At 70.3% G+C, this 25,693-nt stretch carries 18 protein-coding genes; 7 read left to right on the forward strand and 11 right to left on the reverse strand.

The genetic code is table 11. The features are described 5' to 3' along the window. Positions 1-14: 14 nt before the first annotated feature. The 3 genes from DER29_RS11540 to DER29_RS11550 all read right to left on the reverse strand — a co-directional run bounded on the left by DER29_RS11540 (position 15) and on the right by DER29_RS11550 (position 5,673). Positions 15-2,648, reverse strand: a complete 2,634-nt coding sequence (locus DER29_RS11540; protein ID WP_121397344.1) for a helix-turn-helix domain-containing protein — start codon at positions 2,646-2,648, stop codon at positions 15-17. Between the two features lie 232 nt (positions 2,649-2,880). Next, positions 2,881-4,035, reverse strand: coding sequence for an acyl-CoA dehydrogenase family protein (locus tag DER29_RS11545; RefSeq protein ID WP_121397345.1), 1,155 nt, complete (start codon positions 4,033-4,035; stop codon positions 2,881-2,883). A 105-nt stretch (positions 4,036-4,140) separates the two neighbouring features. Further along, on the reverse strand, positions 4,141-5,673 hold the full coding sequence (locus DER29_RS11550; RefSeq protein ID WP_121397346.1) for an acyl-CoA carboxylase subunit beta: 1,533 nt from the start codon (positions 5,671-5,673) through the stop codon (positions 4,141-4,143). A gap of 207 nt (positions 5,674-5,880) precedes the next feature. Between DER29_RS11550 and DER29_RS11555 the strand changes: the two genes are divergently transcribed. After that, positions 5,881-6,441 (forward strand): snapalysin family zinc-dependent metalloprotease, encoded by a 561-nt coding sequence (locus tag DER29_RS11555; protein ID WP_121397347.1) that lies wholly within the window; start codon positions 5,881-5,883, stop codon positions 6,439-6,441. A 61-nt stretch (positions 6,442-6,502) separates the two neighbouring features. On the opposite strand, the gene DER29_RS11560 is transcribed toward DER29_RS11555, so the two are convergent. The 3 genes from DER29_RS11560 to DER29_RS11570 all read right to left on the reverse strand — a co-directional run bounded on the left by DER29_RS11560 (position 6,503) and on the right by DER29_RS11570 (position 9,587). Next, positions 6,503-7,423 carry a hydroxymethylglutaryl-CoA lyase gene (locus DER29_RS11560; protein ID WP_121397348.1) on the reverse strand — a complete coding sequence of 307 codons (921 nt, stop codon included), beginning with the start codon at positions 7,421-7,423 and terminating at the stop codon, positions 6,503-6,505. A 95-nt stretch (positions 7,424-7,518) separates the two neighbouring features. Then, positions 7,519-8,886 carry an acetyl/propionyl/methylcrotonyl-CoA carboxylase subunit alpha gene (locus DER29_RS11565; protein ID WP_121397349.1) on the reverse strand — a complete coding sequence of 456 codons (1,368 nt, stop codon included), beginning with the start codon at positions 8,884-8,886 and terminating at the stop codon, positions 7,519-7,521. A gap of 77 nt (positions 8,887-8,963) precedes the next feature. Next, a complete protein-coding gene (locus DER29_RS11570) occupies positions 8,964-9,587 on the reverse strand; it encodes a TetR/AcrR family transcriptional regulator (RefSeq protein WP_121397350.1) in 624 nt (207 codons plus the stop codon). Positions 9,588-9,741: 154 nt separating this feature from the next. On the opposite strand from DER29_RS11570, the gene DER29_RS11575 reads away from it, so the two are divergent. Then, the gene (locus tag DER29_RS11575) at positions 9,742-11,007 is read left to right on the forward strand and encodes an MFS transporter (RefSeq protein WP_121397351.1); all 1,266 of its coding nucleotides are present in this window, start codon (positions 9,742-9,744) and stop codon (positions 11,005-11,007) included. On the opposite strand, the gene DER29_RS35175 is transcribed toward DER29_RS11575, so the two are convergent. Continuing rightward, positions 10,901-11,242 (reverse strand): VanZ family protein, encoded by a 342-nt coding sequence (locus DER29_RS35175; protein WP_233599721.1) that lies wholly within the window; start codon positions 11,240-11,242, stop codon positions 10,901-10,903. The genes DER29_RS11575 and DER29_RS35175 overlap by 107 nt on opposite strands. A 232-nt stretch (positions 11,243-11,474) precedes the next feature. Next, positions 11,475-11,744 (reverse strand): hypothetical protein, encoded by a 270-nt coding sequence (locus DER29_RS34120; protein WP_158619002.1) that lies wholly within the window; start codon positions 11,742-11,744, stop codon positions 11,475-11,477. Positions 11,745-11,754: 10 nt separating this feature from the next. Here DER29_RS34120 and DER29_RS11585 point away from each other — a divergent pair, with 10 nt between their 5' ends. Next, on the forward strand, positions 11,755-12,186 hold the full coding sequence (locus DER29_RS11585) for a TetR/AcrR family transcriptional regulator (protein WP_233599722.1): 432 nt from the start codon (positions 11,755-11,757) through the stop codon (positions 12,184-12,186). Between the two features lie 177 nt (positions 12,187-12,363). After that, on the forward strand, positions 12,364-12,849 hold the full coding sequence (locus tag DER29_RS11590; protein ID WP_121397353.1) for a SigE family RNA polymerase sigma factor: 486 nt from the start codon (positions 12,364-12,366) through the stop codon (positions 12,847-12,849). A gap of 12 nt (positions 12,850-12,861) precedes the next feature. On the opposite strand, the gene DER29_RS11595 is transcribed toward DER29_RS11590, so the two are convergent. From DER29_RS11595 to DER29_RS11605, 3 genes are read right to left on the reverse strand one after another with little or no spacing between them, the layout of a single operon-like run. Next, positions 12,862-14,853, reverse strand: a complete 1,992-nt coding sequence (locus tag DER29_RS11595; RefSeq protein ID WP_121397354.1) for a hypothetical protein — start codon at positions 14,851-14,853, stop codon at positions 12,862-12,864. Beyond that, positions 14,853-16,007, reverse strand: coding sequence for a 5'-methylthioadenosine/S-adenosylhomocysteine nucleosidase (locus tag DER29_RS11600; protein WP_121397355.1), 1,155 nt, complete (start codon positions 16,005-16,007; stop codon positions 14,853-14,855). The genes DER29_RS11595 and DER29_RS11600 overlap by 1 nt, the downstream gene beginning before the upstream one ends. Then, complete coding sequence (locus DER29_RS11605; RefSeq protein ID WP_121397356.1) at positions 16,004-16,732, reverse strand: NUDIX domain-containing protein; 729 nt, start codon at positions 16,730-16,732, stop codon at positions 16,004-16,006. Before DER29_RS11605 ends, DER29_RS11600 begins: the two co-directional genes overlap by 4 nt. Positions 16,733-16,834: 102 nt before the next feature. Here DER29_RS11605 and DER29_RS11610 point away from each other — a divergent pair, with 102 nt between their 5' ends. From DER29_RS11610 to DER29_RS11625, 3 genes are all read left to right on the forward strand, one after another. After that, positions 16,835-17,146, forward strand: coding sequence for a hypothetical protein (locus tag DER29_RS11610; RefSeq protein WP_121397357.1), 312 nt, complete (start codon positions 16,835-16,837; stop codon positions 17,144-17,146). A gap of 120 nt (positions 17,147-17,266) precedes the next feature. Continuing rightward, positions 17,267-17,494 (forward strand): hypothetical protein, encoded by a 228-nt coding sequence (locus DER29_RS11615; protein WP_148710007.1) that lies wholly within the window; start codon positions 17,267-17,269, stop codon positions 17,492-17,494. A 1,140-nt stretch (positions 17,495-18,634) separates the two neighbouring features. After that, on the forward strand, positions 18,635-25,591 hold the full coding sequence (locus DER29_RS11625; protein WP_148710008.1) for an AAA family ATPase: 6,957 nt from the start codon (positions 18,635-18,637) through the stop codon (positions 25,589-25,591). Positions 25,592-25,693 lie beyond the last annotated feature (102 nt).

Raw genomic sequence — 25,693 nt, forward strand, 5'->3', positions numbered from 1 at the left:
CCGGTCCGCCCGGGTCACCCGCTCCGGCTCGCGGCCCACGGGCGCAGCTGCTCCTCCTCGTGCGGCAGCAGCCGCACACCACTCTGCCGGAAGGCCCGGTCGAGGCGGTCCAGCACGGCGGGATCGCCCGAGCTGGCGGCCAGTCCCACCAGCGCCTCCACCACGTCACGCCGGTCCTGACCGCCGGCACCGGCTTCCGCCGCCGCGGCGAACCACTCCGCCGCCAGCTCACGATCGCCCCGGCGCAGCGCCAGGTTCCCCTCGATCAGCGCGCAGATCCCGTCCTCCGGGCGCACCCCGGGCGTCGGCGCACCCGGCACGCGTCCGGGCGACCAGACCTCCTCGGGGCGGGGCACCGGCGGCCCCGGGGGCGGGCGCAGCTCGGCCAGCACCTCGGCCGCCTCGGCGGACCGGCCGTCGCGGGCCAGCGCCAGCCCCACCGTGCCGAGCACCCGGCGACGGTGGCCCGGGTCGCCGAGGTCCGCCAGCGCCGCCACCACCCGCCGGCCCTGGTCGACGGCGTCCGCGTACCGGCCCTCGAGGCGGGACACCTCGGCGAGGTTGGCCCGCGCGAGCACCCGCATCCGCTGCTCCCCGACCTGCGCGGCGAGCCGGTCGACCGTGGCCAGCCGGCGCCGGGCAGCCGCCAGGTCACCGACCCGGATGTCGTGCCAGGCGAGGTTGTTCTGCGCCACCGCCATGTCCCGGACCCGCCCGTGCCGGACGGCCAGCGCGACCACCGCCTCGGCCTGCGTCCGCACCTCGTCGTGCTCGCCGAGGGCGATCAGCAGCGCGCAGAGCACCGAACGCGCCTCCAACTCCCCGGTGATGTCGCCCGCGTCCCGGAACGCGGCCAGCGCTGCCCGCGCGGCCGGCAACTCCTCCGCCCCGGCACCGTGCTCGGCGGCGAGCCGGGCCACCCCGAGGAACGCCCATGCCCGCAGCACCGGGTCGACATCGGCGGTACGCGGATCCGCCAGCAGGCGCCGGAGCCACTGCCTGCCGGGGACGTCGCGCCCCCGGAACCGCCACCACCGGGACAGCGCCGCCGCCAACCGCAGCGCGGTCAACGGGTCGTCGACGGCGGCGTGCGCCAGGGCGGAGCTGATGTCGCCGGTCACCTCGTCCAGGCGGTGCACCGCCGCCGGCAGGTTGGCCCCGACCAGCTCCGGTGCGGTCCGCGCCACCAGCCGGGCGACGACCTGCGCGTGCCGGCGCCGGATCGCGGTCAGCTCGCCGGCGCCCGTCGCCTGCTCGGCGGCGAAGTCCCGCACGGCGTCGAGCAGGCGGAACCGGAACGGCCCGGCGCCCCGGACGCTCAACAGACCGAGTTCGACGAGCCGGTCGAGCAGCGGCACCGGGTCCACGACCACCGTCCCGTCCCGGTCGGCGGGGTCGGCGAGCATCTCCTCGGCCAGCTCGACCGACCAGCGGTTGCCGAACGCGGCGAGCCGGCGCAACGCGGCCCGCTCGTCGGGGGCGAGGAGGCGGTAGCTGACGGCCACCGCGTCCCGCAGGGTCTCCGCCACCGCCGCCCGCGGGCTCTCCGGACGGCCGGGCTCCGTGCTGTCCCAGCCCGGCCGCCCGGCCGCCCCCGGCGAGGTCGTCAGGTCGAGGACACGGTCGCCGTACCGGTCGAGCAGCTCGTTGAGATCGAGGATCCGGCCCCGGGCCGCCATCAGCTCGATGGCGAGCGGGAGCCCGCCCAGGCGGCGTACCAGGGCGGCGAGGGCGGGCAGCTCGGCGGGGCCGGGCGGCTCCCGGCGGACCTGGGCGAGCCGGGCGGTGAAGAGGGCCACGGCGGGGTAGCCGGCCAGCGCCGTCGGGCCCTCCCGCTCGCTGCCCGGCGGCGGTACGTCGAGCGGGGCGACCGGCCACACCCGCTCCCCGGGCAGGCCGACCGGGTGCCGGCCGGTGACCAGCACCCGCAGCGACGGCACCGCCCCGGCGAGCCGGTGCACCGTCTCGGCGACCGCGTCGGGGGCCCGCTCGGCCGCGTCCACGAGCAGCAGCGCCGGCCGGCCGTCGAGGCGGGCGGTCAGCTCGGGCAGCCGGGCGACGCCGAAGACGGCGACCGAGGCGGAGAGCGCGTCGGCCGCGTCCGAGCCCTCGCCGATGAGCACGCCGGCCGCCCCACCGGGATGGTCGTCGGCGACCGCGTGGGCCACCGAGAGGGCCAGCGCGGTCTTGCCCACGCCGGCCAGCCCGACCAGGCTGACCAGCCGGGGCCCGCGCCCGTCGGTGAGCAGCCCGGCCAGCTCGGCCAGGTCGCGGTCCCGGCCGACCAGCGCGACCGGGGGCGGGAGCGCGGCCGGCGTACCGGCGTGGTGGCCGAGATCGACGCGGGCCGGCGGGGCGCCTCCGGGGGTGACCGGCGGGGCGGCCGGGGCCGGCCCCCGGGCGGCGGCCAGGAACGCCGACCGGGCGGCTCCGGCCAGCTCCAGCGCGCCGGCGAGCAGCTCGACAGTGGTGCGCTGCGGTCGGGACGAGCGCCCCCGTTCCAGGTCGCGGACGGTCCGGACGCCCACACCCGCCCGGCCCGCCAGCTCGGCCTGCGTCAGGCCGGCGGCGAGCCGGTGCCCGCGCAGCAGCTCCGGCAGCCCGGTACGACCGCCCGGATGCGGCGAACGATCATGATCCGGCGTCATGGGCAGGAAGGGTACGGACGGGGTACGACCGCCGGCAGCCGAGCGTCGCCCTGCCGACGCCCCGGTGCGGATTTCCGACAGCGGGCCGGTCGGACGACGACGCGGAACGGACCCGGCGGCACGAAACGGACGGACGGCAGGGAGCGGGCCGGTCACGCCGAGCGGGCCGGTCGCGCCGAACGGGCCCGGCGGCGCGGAGGCGGCTGCCCCGACGCCACCGGACCCGTCGCCGTCACATGCCCAGATCGCGCGCGATGATCATGCGCTGCACCTCGGACGTGCCCTCGCCGATCTCCAGGATCTTGGAGTCGCGCCAGAACCGGGCCACCGGGTACTCGTTCATGAAGCCGTAGCCACCGTGGATCTGGGTGGCTTCGCGGGCGTTGTCCACCGCGATGGTGCTGGCGTGCAGCTTGGCGATGGCGGCCTGCCGCTTGAACGGCTCACCGGCGAGCATCCGCGCCGCCGCGTCGTAGTAGGCCAGCCGGGCGGTGTGGGCCTTCATCTCCATGTCGGCGATCTTGAACTGGATCGCCTGGTAGTTGCCGATCGGCTGGCCGAACGCCTGGCGTTCCTTCGCGTACCTGATCGACTCGTCGACGCAGCCCTGCGCGAGGCCGACGGCCAGGGCGGCGATGGCGATCCGCCCCTCGTCGAGGATGCGCAGGAACTGGGCGAAGCCCCGGCCGCGCTCGCCGAGCAGGTTCGCCGCCGGCACCCGGCAGTCGTCGAAGGTCAGCTCGTGGGTGTCCGAGGCGTTCCAGCCGACCTTGGAGTAGCCCGGCGCGACGGTGAAGCCCGGCGTGCCCGAGGGGACGATGATGGTGGACAGCTCCTTGGCGCCGTCCGGGCGGGTGCCGGTGACCGCGGTGACGGTGACCAGCGCCGTGATGTCGGTGCCCGAGTTGGTGATGAAGGCCTTGGAGCCGTTGATCACCCACTCGTCCGTGGACTCGTCGAGCACCGCGCGGGTCTGGGTGCCGCCGGCGTCCGAGCCGGTGCCCGGCTCGGTCAGCCCGAAGCCGGCCAGCGCCTCGCCGCTGAGCAGCTTCGGCAGCCACGTCGCCTTCTGCTCGTCGGTGCCGAAGCGGTAGATCGGCATCGCGCCGAGCGAGACCGCCGCCTCCAGGGTGATGGCGACGCTCGAATCGACCCGGGCCAGCTCCTCCAGCGCGAGGCAGAGCGCGAAGTAGTCGCCGCCCATGCCGCCGTGCTCCTCGGCGAAGGGCAGGCCGAACAGGCCCATCTTGCCCATCTGCCGGATCACCTCGTACGGGAAGGTGTGCTTCTCGTAGTGCTCCGCGATGACCGGGGCGACCACCTCGCGCGCGAATTCCCGCACGCTCTCCCGCAGCGCCTCTTGCTCCTCGGTGAGCCGGAAGTCCATGGAATCCTCCTGTGTGGATGGGCCGCCGGGCGCTCGTGACGCCGGGAACGGACGGGTCGCTGGTGCGGTGCGGGCCCGCGCCGGCCGGGTGGGCCGGCGGCGGGATCAGACCGGGGTGACGCCGTGCCGGCGCCGGGAGAAGTGCCGCTCCTTGGTGCGGGCGGCGGCGAACCGGCGGACCAGCTCGGCGCGCAGCTCGTGCGGCTCGACGATCGCGTCGATGACCAGCTCGCTGGCGAGCCGGACCACGTCGATGTCGCGCTCGTACTCCTCGCGCTTCGCGGCGACGAACGCGGCCCGCTCGGCCTCGTCCTCGATCGCGGCGATCTTGTTCGCGTAGACCGCGTTGACCGCCGCCTCCGCGCCCATCACGGCGATCTTGGCGGTGGGCAGCGCGATCGTGGCGTCCGGCTCGAAGCCGGGACCGGCCATCGCGTAGAGGCCGGCGCCGTACGCCTTGCGGACCACCACGCAGATCTTCGGTACGGTCGCCTCGGAGATCGCGGTGATCATCTTGGCGCCGTGCCGGATGATGCCCTGCCTCTCCACCGCGCTGCCGACCATGAACCCGGGCACGTCGGAGAGGAAGAGCAGCGGCACGTTGAACGCGTCGCAGAGCTGCACGAAGCGGGTCGCCTTGTCGGCCGAGTCGACGAAGAGCACGCCGCCCTTGAACATCGAGTTGTTGCCGACCACGCCGACGACCTCGCCGCCCAGCCGGCCGAAGCCGATGGTCAGCTCCTTGGCCCAGAGCGCCTGGATCTCGAAGAAGGAGCCGTCGTCGAGCAGGCCCTTGACGTACCGCCGCATGTCGAACGCCTGCCGCTCGCTCGCCGGCACCAGCGCGGCCAGGTCGGCCTTCTCCGGCGCCTCGACGGCGGGCGCGGCCGGCGGCTGCTGCGTCCAGTTCGCCGGCAGGTACGACAGGTAGCGCCGCACCACGTCGAGCGCGTCGGCCTCGGTCTTGCAGAGGAAGTGCCCGACGCCCGACTCGGCGCAGTGCACCTTGGCGCCGCCCATCGCCTCCAGCGTGGTCTTCTCGCCGGTGACCATCTCGACCATCCGGTCGGAGCCGAGGTACATGCTGGCGTTGCCGTCGACCATGGCGACCACGTCGCAGAACGCCGGGATGTACGCCCCGCCGGCCGCGCTCGGCCCGAACAGCGCGCAGACCTGCGGGATGGAACCGGAGGCGCGGACCTGGTTCCAGAAGATCTTGCCGGCGCCACGGCGGCCGGGGAAGAGATCGACCTGGTCGGTGATCCGGGCGCCGGCCGAGTCGACCAGGTAGACCATCGGCACGCTGGTCGAGTAGGCCCGCTCGATGATCCGGATGATCTTCTCGACGGTGCGGGCGCCCCAGCTGCCGGCCTTGACCGTGGAGTCGTTCGCCATCAGGCAGACCGGACGGCCGTCGATGGTGGCGGTGCCGGTCACCACGCCGTCGGCCGGGAGGCCCTCGGCCATCGCGTTGGCGTAGAGGCCGTCCTCGACGAAGGAGCCTTCGTCGACCAGGAGCGCGACCCGCTCCCGGGCGAAGAGCTTGCCCTTGGCGGCGTTCGCCGCGTGGTACTTGTCCGCACCGCCGGCCCGGGCCCGCTTGCGCAGCTGCTCCAGTGCCTCACCGTCGAGCGTCACGCCGACTCCCTCGCCACCTGAGCCGGTCACCTCGCGGGCGGACCGACTGACCTGAACGATCGTTAGGCTAGCGCATCCCCCCACCCCCCGGCGACCCGCGGACGGCGGAGGCGGCATCACCCCGCCACGCCCTTCGGCAAGGCATTGAGAATCATGAATTTATAGGGCTACGCTCCGGACACCCCTCCTCCCGGATTGGAGTCAGCGATGACCTCACGACTCAACCGGCTCGCGGTCGCGTTCGTCGCGACGGCACTCGCCACGCTCGGCGTCACGGTCGCCAACCCGTCACCCGCCTCCGCCGCCATGACCATCTGCTACAACACCAGCCAGGCGGGGAGCTTCGCCGGCACCGCCAATCAGGCCGCCTCGATCTGGAACAACGCCACGTCGAACCTGACGCTCACGGCGAACTGCGGCTCCAACCTGCGGATCTACCAGATCACCGGCGGCGGCTCGTACGCCGTCCGGACCAGCCTCGGCAACGGGCGGGTCTACATCGACACCCAGCAGGCCCAGCAGTACAGCCCGCTGCGGATCATGACCCACGAGATCGGGCACATCCTCGGCCTGCCCGACAACTACAACGGCAACTGCGCGATCCTGATGTCCGGCGGCAGCGCCGGCACCAGCTGCACCAACCCGTACCCGAGCACCACCGAGGCGAACCGGGTCACCAGCCTCTTCGCCGGCACCCGCAGCACGGACCGCGCCGGGTCCGAGATCTTCCGCGACAGCTGGCCGAGCATGCTCACCACGGTGGGCTGACCGACCGGGCACGTCGGAGGGGCCGGCACGACGCCCGGCCCCTCCCCGCGTCTCCGAGCGGTCAGCCCGGCAGCGGCGTCAGCCGGGTACGCGGGCCCGCGCGGAGCACCCCCGACGGGAGCCGCTTGCCGACCAGCTCCTCGGCCAGCTCGGCCACCTCGACCAGGGCGTCCAGGTCGATGCCGGTGTCGACGCCCATGTCGTGCAGCATGTGCACCGCCTCCTCGGTGGCCAGGTTGCCGCTGGCCCCGGGCGCGTACGGGCAGCCGCCGAGGCCACCGACGCTGGCGTCGAACTCGGTGACGCCCAGCTCCAGCGCGGTCAGCATGTTGGCCAGCGCGGTGCCCCGGGTGTTGTGGAAGTGCAGCAGCACGGGGACGTGCGCGTTACGGTCGCGTACCGCCGTCAGCAGCTCGCGGACCCGCCGGGGCGTACCCATGCCGGTGGTGTCGCCGAAGGCCACCCGGTCGGCGCCGTCGCGGACCACCCGGTCCACGATGGCGGCCACCCGGGCCGGGTCGGTGTCCCCCTCGTACGGGCAGCCGAAGCTGGTCGCCACGATCACCTCGGCCTGCGCGCCGGCGCCGTGCAGCAGGTCGATCAGCTCGGCGATGTCGTCCAGCGACTCCTCGGTGGAGCGGTTCACGTTGCGCCGGTTGTGCGTGTCGCTGGCCGAGACCACCACCTCGATCTCGGTGAAGCCGGCGGCCAGGGCCCGCTGCGCGCCCCGGGTGTTCGGCACCAGCGCCGAGTAGCGCACGCCGTCGGCCTTCGCGGCCCGCTGCCACACCTCGTCGGCGTCGGCCATCTGCGGGATCGCCTTCGGGTGCACGAACGAGACGGCCTCGATCCGCCGCACGCCGGTGCCGGAGAGGGCGTCGAGCAGCCGCACCTTGGCCTCGGTCGGAATCGGCTCCTCGTTCTGGAGCCCGTCGCGCGGCCCGACCTCCCGGATCGACACGGAGTTCGGCATTTCCGCCATAAGGGGTCACCTCACTGTGACGCAGTGCTTGTGCTGGGTCCTCCCAGCCTCCCACCCACCCGGCCCGTTCCGCACCCAGCCGGGGGTGGGGCGGGTCAGCGCATGCGGGAGACGATGCCCGTGTCGTAGTCGCCGGAGAGGAACTCGTCGTTCTCCAGGAGTTCGGCGAAGAAGGGGAGGTTGTTCTTCGGGCCGGCCAGCTCGAACGCGGCCACCGCCGCCCGCGCCCGCTCGACCGCCTCGGCCCGGGTCGCGCCGCTGACGATCAGCTTGGCCATCAGGCTGTCGTAGAAGGGGGTGACGGTGTTGCCCTCGACGTAGCCCGAGTCCACCCGGACGCCCTCGCCGCTCGGCTCCACCCAGGTCTTGATCACGCCGGGGCCGGGCAGGAAGCGCTTCGGGTCCTCGGCGTTGATCCGCAGCTCGATGGCGTGCCCGCGCGGGGCGAGCGCGTCCGGGTCGAAGGTGGGCGCCAGGCCGGCGGCCACCCGCAACTGCTCCTCCACCAGGTCGACGCCGTAGACCAGCTCGGTGACCGGGTGCTCCACCTGGAGCCGCGTGTTCATCTCCAGGAAGAAGAACTCTTCGGAGTCGGGGCCGTCGCCCCTGGCGTCCCGCTGGCGCGGGACCAGCAGGCACTCGACCGTGCCCGCGTTGCGGTAGTCCACCGCCTCGCCGGCACGCACGGCGGCGGCCAGGAAGCGCTCGCGCAGCTCCGGGGAGACCGCCGGCGACGGCGACTCCTCGACCAGCTTCTGGTTGCGCCGCTGCACCGAGCACTCCCGCTCGCCGAGGGCGACCACCCGGCCGTCGGCCAGGCCGAGGATCTGCACCTCGACGTGGCGCACCCGGGGGAAGTACCGCTCGATCAGCACCGAGCCGTCGCCGAACATCCGCTCGGCGAAGGAGCGCACCTTGTCGTACTCGGTCCGCAGCGCGGCCTCGTCGGTCGCCACGCCCATGCCCATGCCGCCGCCACCGGCCGCGGCCTTGACCATCACCGGGTAGCCGATCTCCGCCGCCGCGGCGACCGCCGCGTCGAGGTCGGCCGCCGGGTCGGTGGTGCCGGGCGCGACCGGCACGCCGGCCGCCGCCATCAGGTTCCGGGCGTTGATCTTGTCGCCCATCGCGGTGATCGCGTCCGCGCCGGGCCCGACCCAGATCAGCCCGCTCGCCTCGACGGTACGGGCGAAGTCGGCGTTCTCCGACAGGAAGCCGTAGCCGGGGTGGATGGCCTGCGCACCGGTCGACTTGGCGGCGGCGAGGACGGCCTCGACGTTGCGGTAGCTCTGGGCCGGGTTGGCCGGTCCCACGCACACCGCCTCGTCGGCCTCGGTGACGAACGGCAGGCCGGCGTCGGCCTCCGAGTGCACCGCGATCGCGCGGACGCCGAGCCGCCTGGCGGTCCGGATGATCCGGCGGGCGATCTCGCCCCGGTTGGCGACCAGCAGCGACTCGATCATGTTTCCTCCCAGCGTCCAGGGTCGGGACGGTGCTAGGGAACCACGCCCGGGAGGTTACCGACGAGTTGGGGCCGGCGTCAGGATCCGGGGTGGGCCAGGAGGGCGGCCAGGGTGGCGGCGCGGAGCAGCTCGGCCCGGCGGCGCCGGTCCACCTCGCCACCCAGGAACGGCGTCGAGTTCATCAGGCCGAACGCGGCGTGGGCCAGCACTCGCGCCTCGCCGTCGGGCATGCCCGGATGCAGCGTGGTCAGCACCGTCACCCACTGTTCGACGTAGAGCCGCTGGAGCCGGCGGATCCGGCGGCGGGGCTCGTCGGGGAGGCGATCCAGCTCGTGCAGGTGCAGGGCGATCACCGCCGGATTGGCCAGCGCGAAGTCGACGTGGAAGTCGATCAGCGACTCCAGCGCGCCGCGCGGGTCGTCGGGATGACCGGTGGAGCGCTGCTGGCCGCCGGCCAGCAGCTCCTCGCTGACCGGGATCAGCGCGGCGACCAGCATGGCCTCCTTGCCCGCGAAGTGGTGGTAGAGCGCCGGGCCGGTGACCCCGGCGGCCGCGCCGATGTCGTCCATCGAGACGCCGTGGTAGCCCCGGGAGGCGAAGAGGCCGACCGCGATCTCCAGGATCTCGTCCTTGCGGGACCGGCGCCGGCCCGCCCCCGCGGCACCGTTCCCCCTGCCCCGTGCCTGCTGCTCCACCGTCACCGGGCAAGCGTAGACCTCGACCGGCCCTGCGTGGAGCCTCCGCTACCCGTCGGTTGGCTCACGTCCGGACCGGTACCCGACACGCCGGGTACCGGTGGCCGACCCGTCCCGGCCCCTTGACCCTCGACCCGGTCGAGCCCCGAGGGTCGCCGGCATGACCGCACCTCCGCTCGGCCGCGACTACCGGCTGCTCTGGTCCGCCGCCGTGTCCTCGCGGCTCGGCGACGCCCTGCGTACGCCGGCACTGGCGCTGCTGGCCGCGACGCTGACCCGCGATCCCCGGGTGATCGCGGCGGTGACCGTGGCCGGTCAGCTCCCGCCACTGCTGTTCGGCCTGTTCGGCGGCTTGTACGCGGACCGCTGGGACCGCCGCCGGACGATGGCGGTGGTGGACGGGCTGCGCGCCGCCGTGGTCGGTGGGCTCGCCCTCGCGGTCGCCCTGGACCGGGCCGGCGTCGCCGCGCTGGTGACGGTGGCGTTGCTGCTCGCCGCGCTCGGCACTCTCTTCGACGCCGCCTCGTTCGCGATGCTGCCGTCCGTGGTGCCGCCGGCGGCGCTGGCCCGGGCCAACGGCCGCCTCCAGGCCGGCTCGGCGGTGGCGGGCGGCTTCCTCGGCGCCCCCGCCGCCGGCGTGCTCTTCGCCCTGGCCGCCCCGCTGCCGTTCGCCGTGGACGCCGTCACCTTCCTCTGCGCCGCCCTGCTGACCCTCGCCCTCCGTCCGGCCCCGCCGCGCCCCCGCTCCCACCCGGGGCGACGGCGGTCGGTGTGGCGGGAGGGCGTCGAGGGGGTGCGGTGGGTACGCGGCCACGCGACGGTGTGGCGGCTGACCGTGGCGACCGCCGGGAGCAACCTGGCGATCAGCGGGCTGATGGCGGTGCTGGTGCTCTACGCGCTCGACGTGCTGCGGGTGCCACCGGCCGGGTACGGCCTCTTCGCCGCCGGAGCGGTCCTCGGCGGGCTGGCCGGTGGGCTCGGGGCGGGTCGGTTGGCCGCCCGGCTCGGCACGGTGCCCGCGCTGCGCGTCGTGCTCGCCGGCCAGGCCGTCGCGCTGACCGGGCTCGCGCTCGCCCGGCACCCGGTGCCCGGCGGGCTGGCGCTGGCCGTGTTCGCCGCCGGCACCACGGTGTGGAACGGCCTGTGGGCCTCGTACGGGCAGCGCCACGTGCCGCCCGCCCTGCTCGGCCGGGTGGGCGCCGCCCAGCGGATGGTCGGCCTGCTCACCGCGCCGGTCGGGGCGGCCCTCGCGGGCCTGGCCGGCGCGGCGTACGGGGTGGGACCGGTGGCGGCGGCGGTGGCCGGGGTCTTCGTGCTGGTCACCCTCGCGGCGTGGCGGGCGCTGCGACCGGCCGCGTCGGCACCGGCCGCCGGGCCCACCAGCGCCGCGACAGCAGCCCGGCCAGGGCGGCACCCGTCGCGTTGAGCAGCACGTCGTCGGCCGAGGAGACCCGGCCGAGGTCGAGCGCGTACTGGAGCGACTCGACCAGCACGGAACCGGCCGCCCCGAGCAGGAACAGCCGGCCGACGCCGGCCAGCGCGGCCAGGCGTACCGGGGCGAAGAAGCCCAGCGCGGCGAAGACCAGCAGGTTGCCGACGACCTGGACCACGGCGGTCGTCGGCGGCCCGGTCAGCAGGTCCGCCAGGTCGCGCAGCGGCACCGGGTCGACCTGGCGGGGCGGGCCGGGGGGTGAGGATCATCCACACCCACGGCAGGGTGCCGGCCACCGCGCCCACCTCGGCGACGCTGCGCCGCCAGGACTCCCCGGCCGTCGCGGCGTCGCGCCGGTGACGCGCCAGCGCAGCGGTGAACAGGGCCAGCAGGGGCAGCCCGGCGGCCACGGCGAGCAGCACGCCACCCCAGTCACGCCACACCTGACCCACCGGGGCAGCCTAGCCGCGCGGCCCGTCGCGCCGGTCGAGCCCGGAGAGGCGCATCGCGATCCGGTGCCGGGCCGGCGGCACGGCGTCGAGCAGGCGGAACAGCAGGTTGCGGGCCGGCCGGACGGCCGGCGGCAGGGTGGCGAGCCGGGTCAGCCGGGCGGCGAGGGCCACCACCTCCCCGGCCATCGGTCGGCGCCGGGCCGCGTACCCGTCGAGCAGGGTGTCGGGCGCGCCGCCCAGCACGTCGGCGAGCGTGTCACCGAGGTCGACCGCGTCCACGATGCCGTCGATGGTGATGCGCTACTACGGCAGCAAGGAGGGGCTCTTCGCGGCGGCGGCCGAGTTCGACCTGCGACTGCCCGAACTGGCCGACATGCCGCCCGACCGGCTCGGCGAGCTGCGGGTCCGGCACTTCGTCGGCCGGGGGGAGAGCGACGGGACGATGGCCGCGCTGCTGCGTACGGCCGCCACCAACCCGGCGGCGGCCGGACGGATGCGCGGCATCTTCGCCGACCAGCTCACCACGGCGGTGGCCCGGGTCGTGCCCGACCCCGTGGAGGCCCCCCGGCGGGCCGGGCTGGTCGCCAGTCAGATGCTCGGCGTGGCGCTGACCCGGTACGTGCTCCGGCTGCCCCCGACGGTCGACGCCGACCCGGCCGAGCTCGTCGCCTGGGTCGCGCCGACCGTCCAGCGCTACCTGCGCGGCACGCCCGACGCCTGACCGCGCCCACGCCGCCGCCCGACGCCCGACCGTGCCCACGCCGGCCGCCGTCGCACCCGGCACCGCCGCTGCCCGGCACCGGCGCGGCGAGCAGCCGGCGACCCGCCCAACCTTTCCGGGCCCCGGTGCGTCTAGGTGGTGACGCGAACGCGCGACGGCCGGCCGGAGGGAGGGCGGATGGGACCGCTGACGATCGACGACGGGCGGGACGGCTACGTCACCTTCGTCGAGTGCCACCAGCACCGGCTGCTGCGCGCGGCCTACCTGGTCTGCGGCAACCGGCACCAGGCCGAGGACCTGCTCCAGGAGGCCCTGCTCAAGCTCGCCCTGCGCTGGGGCTCCGTACGCCACGGCGACCCGGCCGCGTACGTGCGGACCATCCTCTACCGCGACGCCGTCTCCTGGTGGCGCCGACGCCGCCGGGAGTGGCTGGCCGCGTACCCGCCGGAGCGGGCCACGGCCGAGGGCGATGGGGAACTGCGGCTCGCGCTGCACGACGCGCTCGGGCACCTGCCGCCCCGGCAGCGGGCCGTGCTGGTGCTGCGCTACTTCGAGGACCTCACCGAGGCCGCCACCGCCGAGGCGCTCGGCGTCCCAGTGGGCACCGTGAAGGTACACCATCCAAATGGGTCGGCTCCTACCCATTCTCGGCAATATCGTTGATAGGGTCCTGGCCTAATCGAGCAGCCCTCGTATGGCGCTCGCGAGGTTGGCGAGCCTTTCGTCTGCGCGGTCGCGTCGGTGTTTGACCCATTCCTTGCCTTCGGCAGCGACGCCTTCGAGGACGTGCAGGGTGTGACTGAGCCCGGCGGCGTCTAGCGACAGCTCAGCGATCTTGGTCGGGTTCTCGTCGTGCTGGAGCGTCCCGTTGTCAGGATCGCTCACGCGGATTGAGATGGGCTCTCCGTTGAACAGAGTCAGCTCGAAGGTCTGCTGTCGGGTGGCGATGCCGTCGATCCGTACGGCGGCGACAGCGTCGAAACGGTAGTTGAGCCGTTGGGTGGTACGGCTTGCGGAGGTTTCGAAGTCGAGATCGATGTTGACCTGCCGGACGCCGTCGTCGGTGAGCAGGAACAGCAGCAGACGGTACCGCGAGTACCGCCACGGCCCTTGCGGGTACCGCGCCTTCTTGCAGGAAGGTGCTGGTGCCTCGATGAAGGCGTGTGCGATTACCTGGCTGGGGCGGAGTCGGTATTGCTGCATGGCTTGGTCGACCAGGATTTTGCGGTCGCTTTCCAGCCAGGTGGCCATCTCGGTGTCCGACGGCTTGTCGGACAGCTTGTGGCACCACCGGTGGTATGCCGCCCAGCGGGCCGTGTCCTTGTCGTTGCGTTCCGCATGGTCGTCGGCGACCCTGCGTCGCTCGGCGACGATCCGGAACGACGAGCGCACCGCCGGCACCGCGGATGCCACCGCGAGCAGGAACCAGCCTGTGCCGGACAAGGGGGCGCTGGTCACGACGGCAGGAACGGCCCAGAGGCTCCCCGCGGCAAGGAGGGCCAGTCCCCCGACGTGGAGGGCCGTGGTCCTGGCGGGGTTACGCAACTGCTGGCGGTACGCCGTCAGCGTGTCTCGTTCCCACTGCCCTCGGACGTCGCCCACCAGGTGTCGGACAAGCCAGGCGACCCGTTCGGCGTCGATGCGCTGTTCCCGGTAGAGCTCGACGACTTCGTCGCGGAGGTGCCGCCGGATCCCCGCCGTCTGGTCGAGCCAGTAGGCTCGGTCGGTTCCTTGGGGCACGTACCGGCGGAAGTAGCGGTCGAAGAGCCGGTCCACCTTGCGGGCGAAGCCTCCCGGCGGTGCATCTCGTCGCCGCTGCCGGGGTGGACGGATCTGTGCTTCCTTTGCGCGCAGCCGTGTTCCCCGGTAGTGCCGGTCCGCCCCGCCGACGCAATACGCGGCGAGTCCGACCAGGGCGGCGAGTAGACCGAGGTACGGGTCGATCGTGCCGCGGGCCGCCACTAGCACGATCATCTGCACCACAGCGAGAGTGAACACGGCCGCGCCGGCGCCGGCGCGTAGCCAGTCGCGCAGCGCAACAGCAGCGGGTTGCACCGGTAGGGTCCGAGGCTGCGCGGGTGTGGGGTGAAAGAATTTCCAGACGCGGTTGAATCGGTCCTCCGCTGTGCGCTGCGAGTCTGCCAGCGCGACGGACTTCCGCCACATCTCTTCTTGCATCGCGCCTTCGAGTAGCGCTTCGAGGTGGCCGTAGATCCCGTCGCGTTGATGGCGGTTCAGCGCGTCGATCTCTTTGACCACGAGATCGGTCTCGGCAGCGCCGACGGGGGCCAGGAGGCGGATGATTACCTTCAACCCCGCAGCCCACTCGTCATGGTCGTCGAGATGGGGCAGGCTGGCGCAGATGGCGGTGAGGCGATCCAGCTCCTCGGGGGCGAGTTGGCGCAGGGTGCGTCCGCTTAGCAGGGCGATCAGCCGGTAGAACTGGACCTCCGTGGTCACATACCCACCGGCGACAGCCTTTTCGATGAGCTCGCGCGCCTGATCACGAACTCGCGCGTCGAGGTACTTCAGCGCGAAGGCGAACTGCTCCTCCGGACTCGGGTTTGGTGGCAGTCGGTAGAAGTTGATGTCGCCGTGGACTACGCCTGCCTGTACGTCGACGTGCGCATCTCCTTGGGCGATGTTGGTCGTGGTCGGGGTCGTCATCACATGCCTCGCACTACGGCGATGATGGCTGCGAGCCGCGCCGCCAGCTCAGACACGTCGGCTACCAGGCCCCGCAACCGCTTGAGCGCGACCATCAGGCCACTCTTCTTCTCGACTGTGCCCGCCGAGACGCATACCGTCGCCGCTTCCAGTTCCGACTCGGCCGCAGCGTAGGTTTCTTCGTCCAACTGTCCGTCGAGGTGGGCCTGCTTGAGGTGGGTTCGCAGGTCCGCGATGCTCGCTGCCAGATCGATCGGCTGATCGGCGCCAGCGCCGACGGTGACGTTGCCGTAGATCTGCCCGGCTTGCACCCCGACGTGGGCGTTTCCGGTGGCGATGTTGCGGTTGGTCATTGGCATCGTGGGGCTCCCGTCCCGGTCCGCGCCGCCTCGGCTGGCCGGCCCGTCGATGATCAGTTCTCGCGCCAGTGCGGTGGCGAACGCGGCGGCGTGGCGTGCGGCCTTCGGTTGCCAGTCCTGTCCGTCCGTGGCTGCCTTGCTGCCGTCCGCGTGGTCGCTGATGCCGCGCACGACCACCACGGGCAGGGCACGGTTGAGATGGCCCGCCTGGGCCACACCGGCCGCTTCCATCTCGATCGCTACGGCGTCGTTGTAGTGCTGGCGGATCCAGCGGGCCTGTTCGGAGATTCCCGAGTCCTGCACCACTTCCCCTGCGGCGATCGGCCCGAAGTGGACTTTGGGTGCTGCGCCTACGGGAAGACCACGGCGCCAACCGGCGGACCTGTCGACGTGGTGGGCGATCTGGTCGGCCTCGTGGGGGATCTCCCACGCCTTCGGTCGGGCCTTCAAACCGTCGTCCTCGCTGGTGCCGCCGTGGTAGGCGTAGATTTTGCTGGCGACGACGACGTCACCGAGTCGGATGTTGGGCCAAAGGCCACCGGCGACTCCCACGAACAGCACAGCGGCCGGGGAGAACTCGGCCATCGCCCGCTCGGCGAGCACCGCGGCCGGATGATTGCCCTTACCGACCAGCCCCAGGGCGACCCGGCAGTCGCTTTGGCTGATCCGGCCGACCTCGAAGCGGGTGCCGGCGGGGTGCCGCCGTACACGTAGGTCGGTCAGTTGGTTGCGGACCGCTGCGTATTCGAGGTCCAGCGCCGTGAGGATCACGACGAGACCGCTGTTCGTGCTCACGCTGTCTCCCTGTCTGTCTGGCTGAGGGGTCGGATCATCGGAGGGTGAAGAGTCGTGCGGGGCCCGGGACGGAATAGCCGAGCGGGACGTCCGCCATCGGTCTTGCGACTCGGCCCGGCGGGGACGATGAAGCCGTCCACGCTCTGCACTTTTCGGTAGAAGTTCCGCGCATCGAGCGGCACGCCCCACACCGCCTCGTAGACGTCCTGAAGCTCCGAGATCGTGAAGGTCGGACCACAGAAGGCGGTGGCGAGCGCTGAGCGCTCCAACTTCTCCCTCGCCCGGTCGACCCCATCGGTCAGGATCTGCTCATGATCGAAGGCGAGCTGCGCGTCACCGGACAACGCCTGCGCCACCGGGGTCCAACACGCCCGGGATGCGTCGGTGCCGGCGACCGGCTCGGGTAGCCGAGGGGCGATGGCCAGGTAAGCCGCGGAAACCACGCGCCCTCGGGGGTCACGATCCGGCGCACCGTAGATGCCAAGTTGTTCGAGGTGCAACTGATCCGGCCCCAAGCCAGCCTCCTCGGCAAGCTCTCGATGGGCAGCCGCCACCAGGTCTTCCTTCTCGTGGCCGAGGAAACCGCCAGGCAGAGCCAAGGCGCCCTGATAGGGCTCAATCCCGCGCTCGATCAACAGCACAAGAAGGCGCGACTCCCGCAAGGTGAGGATGACGAGGTCAACCGTCAGTAGAACCGGCGGTGGCACCCAGTGATCGCCAGACATGGACCGACCATAGGCTTACTGTCACTCTGACAGGAAGGCCTCCGAGTGTCGGATTTCAGCGCCCGCGCACACGAGCTGGCTTCTACCGACGCTTGACTACGGATGCTGACCAACCAGATCAGCGCGGAGGATATCGACCGGCTCATCCTGACCCGCCGCTACTGGCTGCTCCAGGCAATGTCGTCGACCGACACGACCACCATTTTGGTCAACCTGGAGATCACGGAACGCGGCGACGACCTCGACGACGCGATCGCCGCGCTCGACGTGCAGATCCAGCGGTGGGCCGAGACCGAAGTGTTCGCCGTCGCCGACACCAGCTTCTACATCCAGCCGCGCAGGTGCTGCGGGCGGGTTTCGCACCGGTGCGGCTGCTCATCCCGATCATCGTGGTCGACAAGCTGGACGGGCTGAAGAGGTCGAAAGAACCGCGCGTGCGGGGCCGGGCGACACTTGCCATCATCGACCGCCTGTTCGCCGACGCCACCGACCTGCCCACCACGCTGCGCCCGTATGACCAAAGGGGGCGGCCGTGTGACGGTGGAGCTGATGTTCGACCCGCCCGGCCATGTGCGGACGGACATCCCCGACGACGAGATCGTGGACCGCACGGCGGTCATCCAGGTACTGGCCGGCAGTGCCATCGCCGGCCAGAAGGTGTTCTTGACCTTTGACACCCGTCAGGACTTCCGCGCCCGCCACGCCGGGCTGAAGACGGTAAAGCTGCGGGACCCCGAGCCGGACAGCAACGGCCCGAGGTAGGCGACCGGGCGCCACCGGGCACGGTCAACAAGTGCGTCACGTGTCGCGCCAGCGCCCCGCCGGCGCGGCCGGCGGCGAGACGGCGGAACGTCATCGGGGCGGGGCGCTGATGGGCGGCGCTGGTGCGTCGACCAACTCCACTCCCCGAGAGGTCGGCCGCCGAACGCGCGATCATTACGTCAGCGTGATCTTCGACGACCATCCGCAACGCCACCAAACCGGCCGCGATGGTGGTCACCTGATGCCGCGGTCGACGGCGTACTGCGCCTCTGCGGTGAGGCCGGCGGCGCGGGCTTGGTCGTCGACGGGCATGACGATGACCGCGCGGATGGTTGCGGCCGCGCCACCGGGTGCGGTGGTGGCGGGCCGCCGTGATTCCGATGGCTCTACCAGAATGGACGCCTCGTGCCGCCGTAGCCCTTGCCAATGTCCAGGAGATGGCGGATCCGGTAGGAAAGGACCCGAGCCTGCCCGAAGGACAGCATGATTTCCTGGCCGCATTTGCCGTCGACGACAGTCGAAGGACAGCGTCGGCTCGACGCCGTGACCGAGGGCCTGGGTTAACGCCACGTCGGCGATGACCGACTCCGGCTTGCCGGTACTGGCCGGCAGCCCGATGGACCCGGTGCTGGCCGCCCCCGTCGCAGCCGGTGCGGTCACACCACTGCGGGTCGCCCGGGCCGTCCGGGTCGGGCTCAGCTGGCCAGCGAAGAAGACATGCCCGTCCAGCGCGTGGCTGCTCCACAGCCAGATTCGCCGTTTGTCTGACCTGCGGCGTAGCGTCTGGGAAATGGCGATGACGAGTGACCAGGACTACGAGTTGTACCGCAGGGCACTCAGCCGAGTGGCCTCCCTGGCCAGCGACCGGCGCGACAGCCGGGACCGTAGGCATTGGTGGCAAGGTGTGCATGGACTCCTCGTCCGGCATGACTGCGGTGAGGACGGTAAGTGCAGAGACCCCGAGTGCGGGGAAGATTGGCCTTGCTCGGTCGTTCATGGCGCGATTAAGGACATGGACTCGGGCTCGGCGGGTTGGTGATCGATAGGCATCGTTTCCGATGCCCAGGTCCGTGGTGATGTCAGTCCCTCAGCGCATACTGGGTCTACTAGTTCTCGTAGCGGGTCGTGGGGTGGAGGCCGTTGGGACGCGCGAAGGCGAGCGGCGAGCAGGATGCTATCCGGGGCTACGGGTACCAGTACGACCACGTCGCCGCTGGCGTCTATGACCTCTACCAGGCACGCCGCCATTTCACTCTTAGACTCGTCGATCCCGAAGCGGGCGCGGTAGACGACTGCGTCCTCGTCTTGGCGTCGGCCACCGCGGATGCCGGGCCAGAGGTTCATGGCTATCAGTACAAGTCCGCGGCAGGAAACCTCACCTTGGCTGGGCTGCTAGCCGCGGACAAGACACGGAGGGGTGAGCCGAAACCGTCGCTGATGGCCGAGCTTGTCGATGGATGGCGAAGACTGGCTGCCCACTACGGTGGTCACAAGGTACTTGTCCATCTAGTGACACCTGGCGCGCTCTCCCGTCGTGATCGGCCGTTGGCGGCAGCGTTGAAGGCCGTCGGGGGAACTACGTTGTCTGCTCCCATTCGGCAAGACACGGCCGCCTTCGTCGAATCCGTTCTACGGCCGCTGACTGCGGGTGCCCGGCTTCAGGAGGTTGATGCGGCTTGGAAGCCGGTCGTGGAATGGATCCGCGAACAGGTCGGAATGAAGGAAGGCGAGGTCGAGCCTTTCCTAGCCGCCCTGCGCATCGATGCTGACACCGCCGCCGCAATGCCAATGCGCCCCGACCGACTGCCGCGTGAGCAGCGGACGGAGGACATCGGTCATCTTGCTGCTGCCTTGCACCGGCGGGTGCAGGATAGTGAGGCAGGTCAGGCCGTTGTATTAACGTCTGAAGATGTGGCCGCTTTGGCGGGGTTCGGCTCTCGTGGCCGGGCGCGGCACCTGCATCGCTTCCCGATCGATCTCGACCGCTACACCCCATTGCTTGGGGCCGAGCAGGAGCTGGCCGCAGCGCTCGAGTCCGCGCCAAACGGGTACCTCTGTGTGCTTGGGCCGCCGGGAAGCGGCAAGTCAACCCTGCTGGCACATGCCACACCGGGACTTGCCGACCGCGTGGTGACCTATCTGGCCTTCCTGCCTGGCGATGCAGCAGCCGCCGGCCGCGTCTCGGCGACCGACTTCCTCCATGACGTCGTCGTGCAGCTGGAAGCGTCGCAGCTCAAGGTTCGGAAGAGCCTACCGGAGCGTGACGTCAACGAGCTGCGGCTCCGATTCCGAGACCTGCTGAGTGCCGCCAGTGCCGAGTTCACACAGACCGGCCGACGCACTCTGCTGATCATTGACGGTCTCGATCACGTCGCTCGTGCGCGGGTGAGCCAGCCCCTGCTCGACGAACTCCCGGCACCGGAGGCCGTTCCGGCCGGTGTCGTGATCGTGCTCGGCTCCCAGACCCTTGCGCCCCTGAATCCCAAGATCCAGCATCATCTCAGCGGAAGCCTGGAAAACGGCACCAAGCGCACCGTCGACCTGACAGGTCACCGACTCACCGCGGCAGCAGTTGAAGACGTATGCCGTCGGCTTGTCGAAGCGGCCCCGGCTTTAGCGTTGACCACTAGGCAGATCACCCGTGTGGTGCAGCTGGTGGGCGGTCACCCACTCGCGCTGGCATACGTCACCAACGCACTCATCGACCTCGTTGACGAGCGGACGGCCGTTGACGAACCGGACGCTGACGGCAGCACGAAGATTCCCGCCGATGCTGTCGACGATGCTTTGGACCGATGTGTCCGCTACTCCGGCAGCGTCGCTGACGACTATGCCGCCTACCTGGCAGAACTTCCGGATAGTGAAGTTCTCCAAGCGCTCCTGGGAGATCTGGCCCGCCTCCGGTCACCGATCAACATACGTTGGGTGCAGAAGTGGGCGGACGCTGCGGCAGTTCGGAGCCTCGTTCGTCTCAAGCACCTGTTTCGTATCCTCGACCGTCACTCGTGGATGTTCTTCCACGACTCGTTCAGGCAGTTCGTGCTGGAGGCGACCAGCGTCGATCTGCTTGGTGAACCGGACCCCGACGCCGATGCGCGGCGCCACGCGTTCCTGGCTGATGAGTGCGCACTAGCTCAGGAGGGATCGCGAGAGAGCGGCGAGGAGTTTTTTCACGCCGCTCAGGCCGGCCAACAAAGGCGTGCGCTCGCCCTGGCGGCACCCGACCGCCTGCGCGCCCGGTTCCTGGCCGGCACCTCACCGGCCGTCCTCACCGAGGACATCCGGACCGCCATGCGCCTCGCAGCCGAGGAGACTGATGGGGTAGCACTCGTGGGGCTCATGCTCGTCCACGCCGAACTTCAGTCACGGGAACAGGCACTCGAATCGGTCGACCTGACCGGAATGTTGATCAGCGCCGGCGATCTGAGCGGAGCGCTCGCTTACGCCCTGCCCGATGCGACGCTGCGCATCCCCGTACAGCAGGCCCTGAGCGCAGCCGTCAAGCTGGACGAACGTGGGCACCTCGGCGGGCGCATGTTGTTCGATGCTGCGGAGATTCATGAACTCGGACCCGCCGGCGGCAACGAGCAATGGGAAATGTTGTCGGCCTGGGCGCGGGGTATGGTTCGCTTCCGCCCTCTGTCGGTGCTGCACACGGCTCTGCGCCGGATGTCTGAGCGCGCACTGTCGCGCCTCACCACGACAACCGAAAGCCCCAGGGAGCACGCCGTATTTGCCCTGGGCGGGCATGCCGTCTACTTCACGCGTTGTGCCGTCTCCGAGCTGATTCGGACCGGAAGAATTTCGGACGCCGAAGGTCTGACAGCGACGCTGCGCGCCGGTGTATCGACGTTGCTGGCAGCGACCCCCGAAGAGGACTCGAGTGAGGGGACGTGGGGGCGCGAGCTGATCGAAGCTGCCTACACCGCCGTTGCTGACGCCATCCTGCAAACGGCTAGGGCGCGCGCGAAGGCCGGTCAGTGGGAAGACGCACTCAAGACCGTCCAGAACCTCACCGCAGCAGCCACCAGTGAAAGCGATGTCGAGCAGCGCGCGCTCGCCGCGATGGCTTGGAGGTTCGGCGGCGAGGCGGCCTGGGTCGCGTTGCAGATTGCAGCCAAGGCGACCTCGCCGGCCAGGACTTCACGCGCGAGTGAACCGGCGGCGTCCGCCCCGACGGATGCGGCTAACGCTCAGCGGATGGCGGCCCTGGCCACCGCCGCGTTCGCCTTCGGCGTCGAACAGCTACAGCGGCTCGACGCGCCAACCTCGATCGCCAGCGGGGACCTATCGGGGACAGGAAACCAATCTGACGTTCTCGGCGCGGCACTGCGCGTCCGCACGAGCCACCTGATCGTCGCTGGTCTCTCAGCTCGATCCGCTGGGCAGTGGGTAACCGAGGACCTACTAGTTGCAGCCACGCCCGTGCCACGGCAGCCGCCAGCCAATCAGCCAGCAGGTGCACAGATCGATCCGGAAGCGGCCGCGCATCGCGATCGGGCTGCCATCAGCCATGCAGCACAGCTAGACAAGGCGGTGACGAATCTCGCTGTGCTGTACGCGGCTGTCATCCTCGGCGATCTCCCCACCGCAGCGTTACGTGGTCTCGCCAGCCGCGCGCTCGCCAGCAGGCCAACCATTCCCGACCGCCTCTCCATCCGCACTAACGCCCGCGCCGCCCATATCACCTTCTTGCAGATGCTCATCGATGTTGCGGCCGGTGGTTCGGCAGAACTACTCAGCTACGTCGGAGAAAAGATCGGAGAGCTCGGTAGGGCCTCGTCTCCCCTCAGCCAACCGGCCGGCGCAGCCCCTGACCGCACCTTCAGCGCTCGGCAACTGCAGCGTCTCGGACTGCACATCCTGCAACGCGGGGTACGGGTCCCTTGGCTAGACGATGCGATCACGGACGCCGACGCAGAGCTCCAGCAGACGCCGGGCGCCTACGAACGCCTGGACCTCCTCGTGACACAGGCAGCGGCCCACCTGCAGGCCGGGGATACGGCGACCGGACGAGCACTGCTAGCACGCGTCATGCCCGAGTCGTTCAGCCCGCACTGGCGAAAGGACGTCCAACTCGAGATCTGGGTCCAGTGGCTCGTACGCGCAACCCAGAACCGACCCGACGTTCTACTCGCCGAAGCCGCCGATATCGCCCCCCTGATCGCCGCCCTGACCGAAGCCACGGATGGCAGTGCCGAAGCCGCCGCCGCACTCTTGCTGCAAGCGGTCGCACGCGTTGCACCCCGTCACGCCGTCCGTCTAGCCGCATGGCAACTGCGGGAAGGCTCCCTACCGCTAACCGCGGCCCACGAGGCGCTGGCAGCCGGGATAGCAGCCAACATCCTCAACGCCGTGACGCATTACCCTGACGAAATCGAGGTTCACCACGCCGCCACGCTGCTCAGTGCCGTTGTCGCCGCCGTCCTCGCACCACTGTGCCCGACCGCTCCAGGCGATGTGATCCAAGCTATTGGCAGCCTCGTACCACAGCTCCCGCCCTGGGCCGCCGCGACTATCACCGAACAGCTCACACGCGCGGTCGACGTTCATGTGCTGGCCAGCGCCCGTCGGGACTGGCGCCGCGCACTCCACCTACCATCGACCCCCACCAGCCGACGAGACGAAGCCGACGAAGAGGCCCACCAACGACGATCCCGAACCACGGGTCGAACGTCATCCCGGGATTGGGGAGTGAGCGAGTACGGCCTCTTCAAGCATGCCAACGGCTCGACATTCACTCCTGACGCTGCCCGGGAGGCGATCTCCGACCTAGATGCGGCATTGTCATGGCGATCGTTGCAGGCCGAAGCCGGCACCTTCTCCTGGCTACCCATACTTCAACCCCTGATCGCTCATGCCGACCGTCAGCAACTCGACCAACTCGTCCACGCGTTCGACGGTGCCTACGATGAGGCAGCAATCCTCGCGGCCACCGCCGAACGGTTGAGGGACATCGGTGCTTGTGGCAGCGCATCGGCCATCGCGCGAATCGCTCTCGACAAGACGGAGCCCGGGTGGTGGGATGCCCACTACCGGCGGGGTGTTCGCCGACAGGCATGGCAAACCTTGACCACCTGTGAGGGCCAGAGCGCTCGCAAGGAGGCCATGCGCGACCTAGCTCAGGTGTTGACGTCGGCTGACTACTGGCCCGGAAACCTGATGCTGCAGCTCGACGACATACTGCCCGTCATCGCCCCCGACCTGCCTGCAATCGCTGTCTGGAACCAGGTCCGTCAGTCCCTGAACGTCATGCGCACGGGTGTCGTCGAAAGCCAACCACCACTCCTTGACGGACCGGTTCACGCCGCCTGGTGGGCACCGCAGTCACCCCCAGATCCAACAACAGCGACGACACAGGTACTCGATCCGCCGCGCCCCCACATCGACCAGGGCCACGCGCTCCGTCCCAACACAGCGGGACAGGCGCTGATAGAACTGCTCCTTCTCGACCTTGACCACCCAACCTGGGCCGTTCGAGAGGCCGCATGCGCCGCCATGGCTTGGGTGCTAGAGCAAACTAATCCCCTCGCTGACCATGCTGCAAAACTGACCGCAGCGTTGCTGGCCAGCCAGGACCACCAGCCTGTGCTCGTGCCCGCGATGGCCGCCGCACCTAGCGACGACTCAACATCACCGCCCGCATCCGCATCCGACGAGCTCAGCGAGAGCACGGGAATCGGAGGCGACGCCGTACGCGAGATGGCGGCCCGCGCCTTAGCTTCCGCCGCCATAAGAACGAAGCGCCAGGAGCTACTAATTGCCTGCGTCCCGGCCCAAAGGACCCGATCCTGGCTTGTCACCGACAGCCTGCGCCGCGCATTTCGCATCGACCTCATCGAGACATCAGTGCGTCCGCTGCCCGCTGGGTACCGGCTGACGCTGCCCCGGTCAGCCCAGATACGGGAGCCAGACGTCGAAATGGGTCCATATTCTGAAAGAATCAGAGAAGTGGCACACCATGCGGATCTTGACGCGGAGACGCTGCTGCACAGGCTCTCTTGGCTGGCAGAGCAAGCGCAACGACACATTCCCGACGACCTATCCCTTCAGCAGGCGGCCAAAGGCACGTCAATCAGTGGGATGCTCGTTCCGGCTTGGGCACAAGCTATCCGCGCCGCGTACGGCCGAATCATCAGCGAACTAGTCGCAGCAAAACAGGTCCGGCCAGACGCGCCGGAACTGGCCGCCGCCCTCGAACTAGTCGATATCGATCTCGTGCCTCAGCCCTTCACCGCGACACCGCCCTGGATCCCCATCCCGATAGTCCGGGACTGGGTCCCTGCGGAGCAATGGCTCAGCGAAACCAACGACAGACTCGCACAATATGAAGCAGGGCTGGCCGGAATACATGCAACGGTTCCGCCAGCCGAGGCTACAAACAGCATCACACTGACTTCAAGCCTTCTAGAGCCACTCGCGACCGTCGACATTGGTCCACTCGCCGCCGTTATCGGAGCGGATCACGAGTTCGTCGTAAACGACGAAGGTAACCCCACAGAGCGATATCTGCTGTCCACCACATTCGATTACGAAAGGCCATCTCCAACGCTACCCACGGGCATCATCCCGCCCCCTCGCCCGGCACCGACAATTCGCATGATCAAAGGCCGGGACATGCTACTCGCCGACGGTGTACGCCCTTCCTTAAATACATCAACCACCCACTTTAGAATTTGGGCTGGCAAGCCCCTCCTGGTCTGGACCACCTCCCTTTCCCTGCACACCAACGCGGCAACTTGGCTGTGTCTCAACCCTGATGTTGCTAATGCTCATCAATGGCAGCCTCACTCCAGTCACCCTCTCTGCTGGCAGGACGCCCATGGGGCGATAATGGCGGCGACCCTGCTATGGCGTCGATCGTCGACAGAAATTCGGCATGGGCTCCACGAAACAGCCGGTCGAGGAAGCGTCGTCGTCCTAACAGATGCTGGTCTGACCGCCCTGACGAATACTGCCCCCATCCGATCAACTCACCAGGTAACCCGGTCCGCCCAGAGGAGCGAGTACGACGGACCTCCGGGGGTGGGGCACCAATCCGCCATAGCTGCACTCACCGCAAATTGGCGAGAGCGATCGCGATCTGGGAGACAGTAGCGGTGCGGGTCTGGGCGGCAACTCGTTGCTTCCGGACAGTCGCCACACTTGTCCGATTGTCGGGCGGTCGGCGCGGGGCGGATGCGATCCGGCCAGTTGTGG

Source organism: Micromonospora sp. M71_S20 (assembly GCF_003664255.1).
Classification (GTDB): Bacteria; Actinomycetota; Actinomycetes; order Mycobacteriales; family Micromonosporaceae; genus Micromonospora.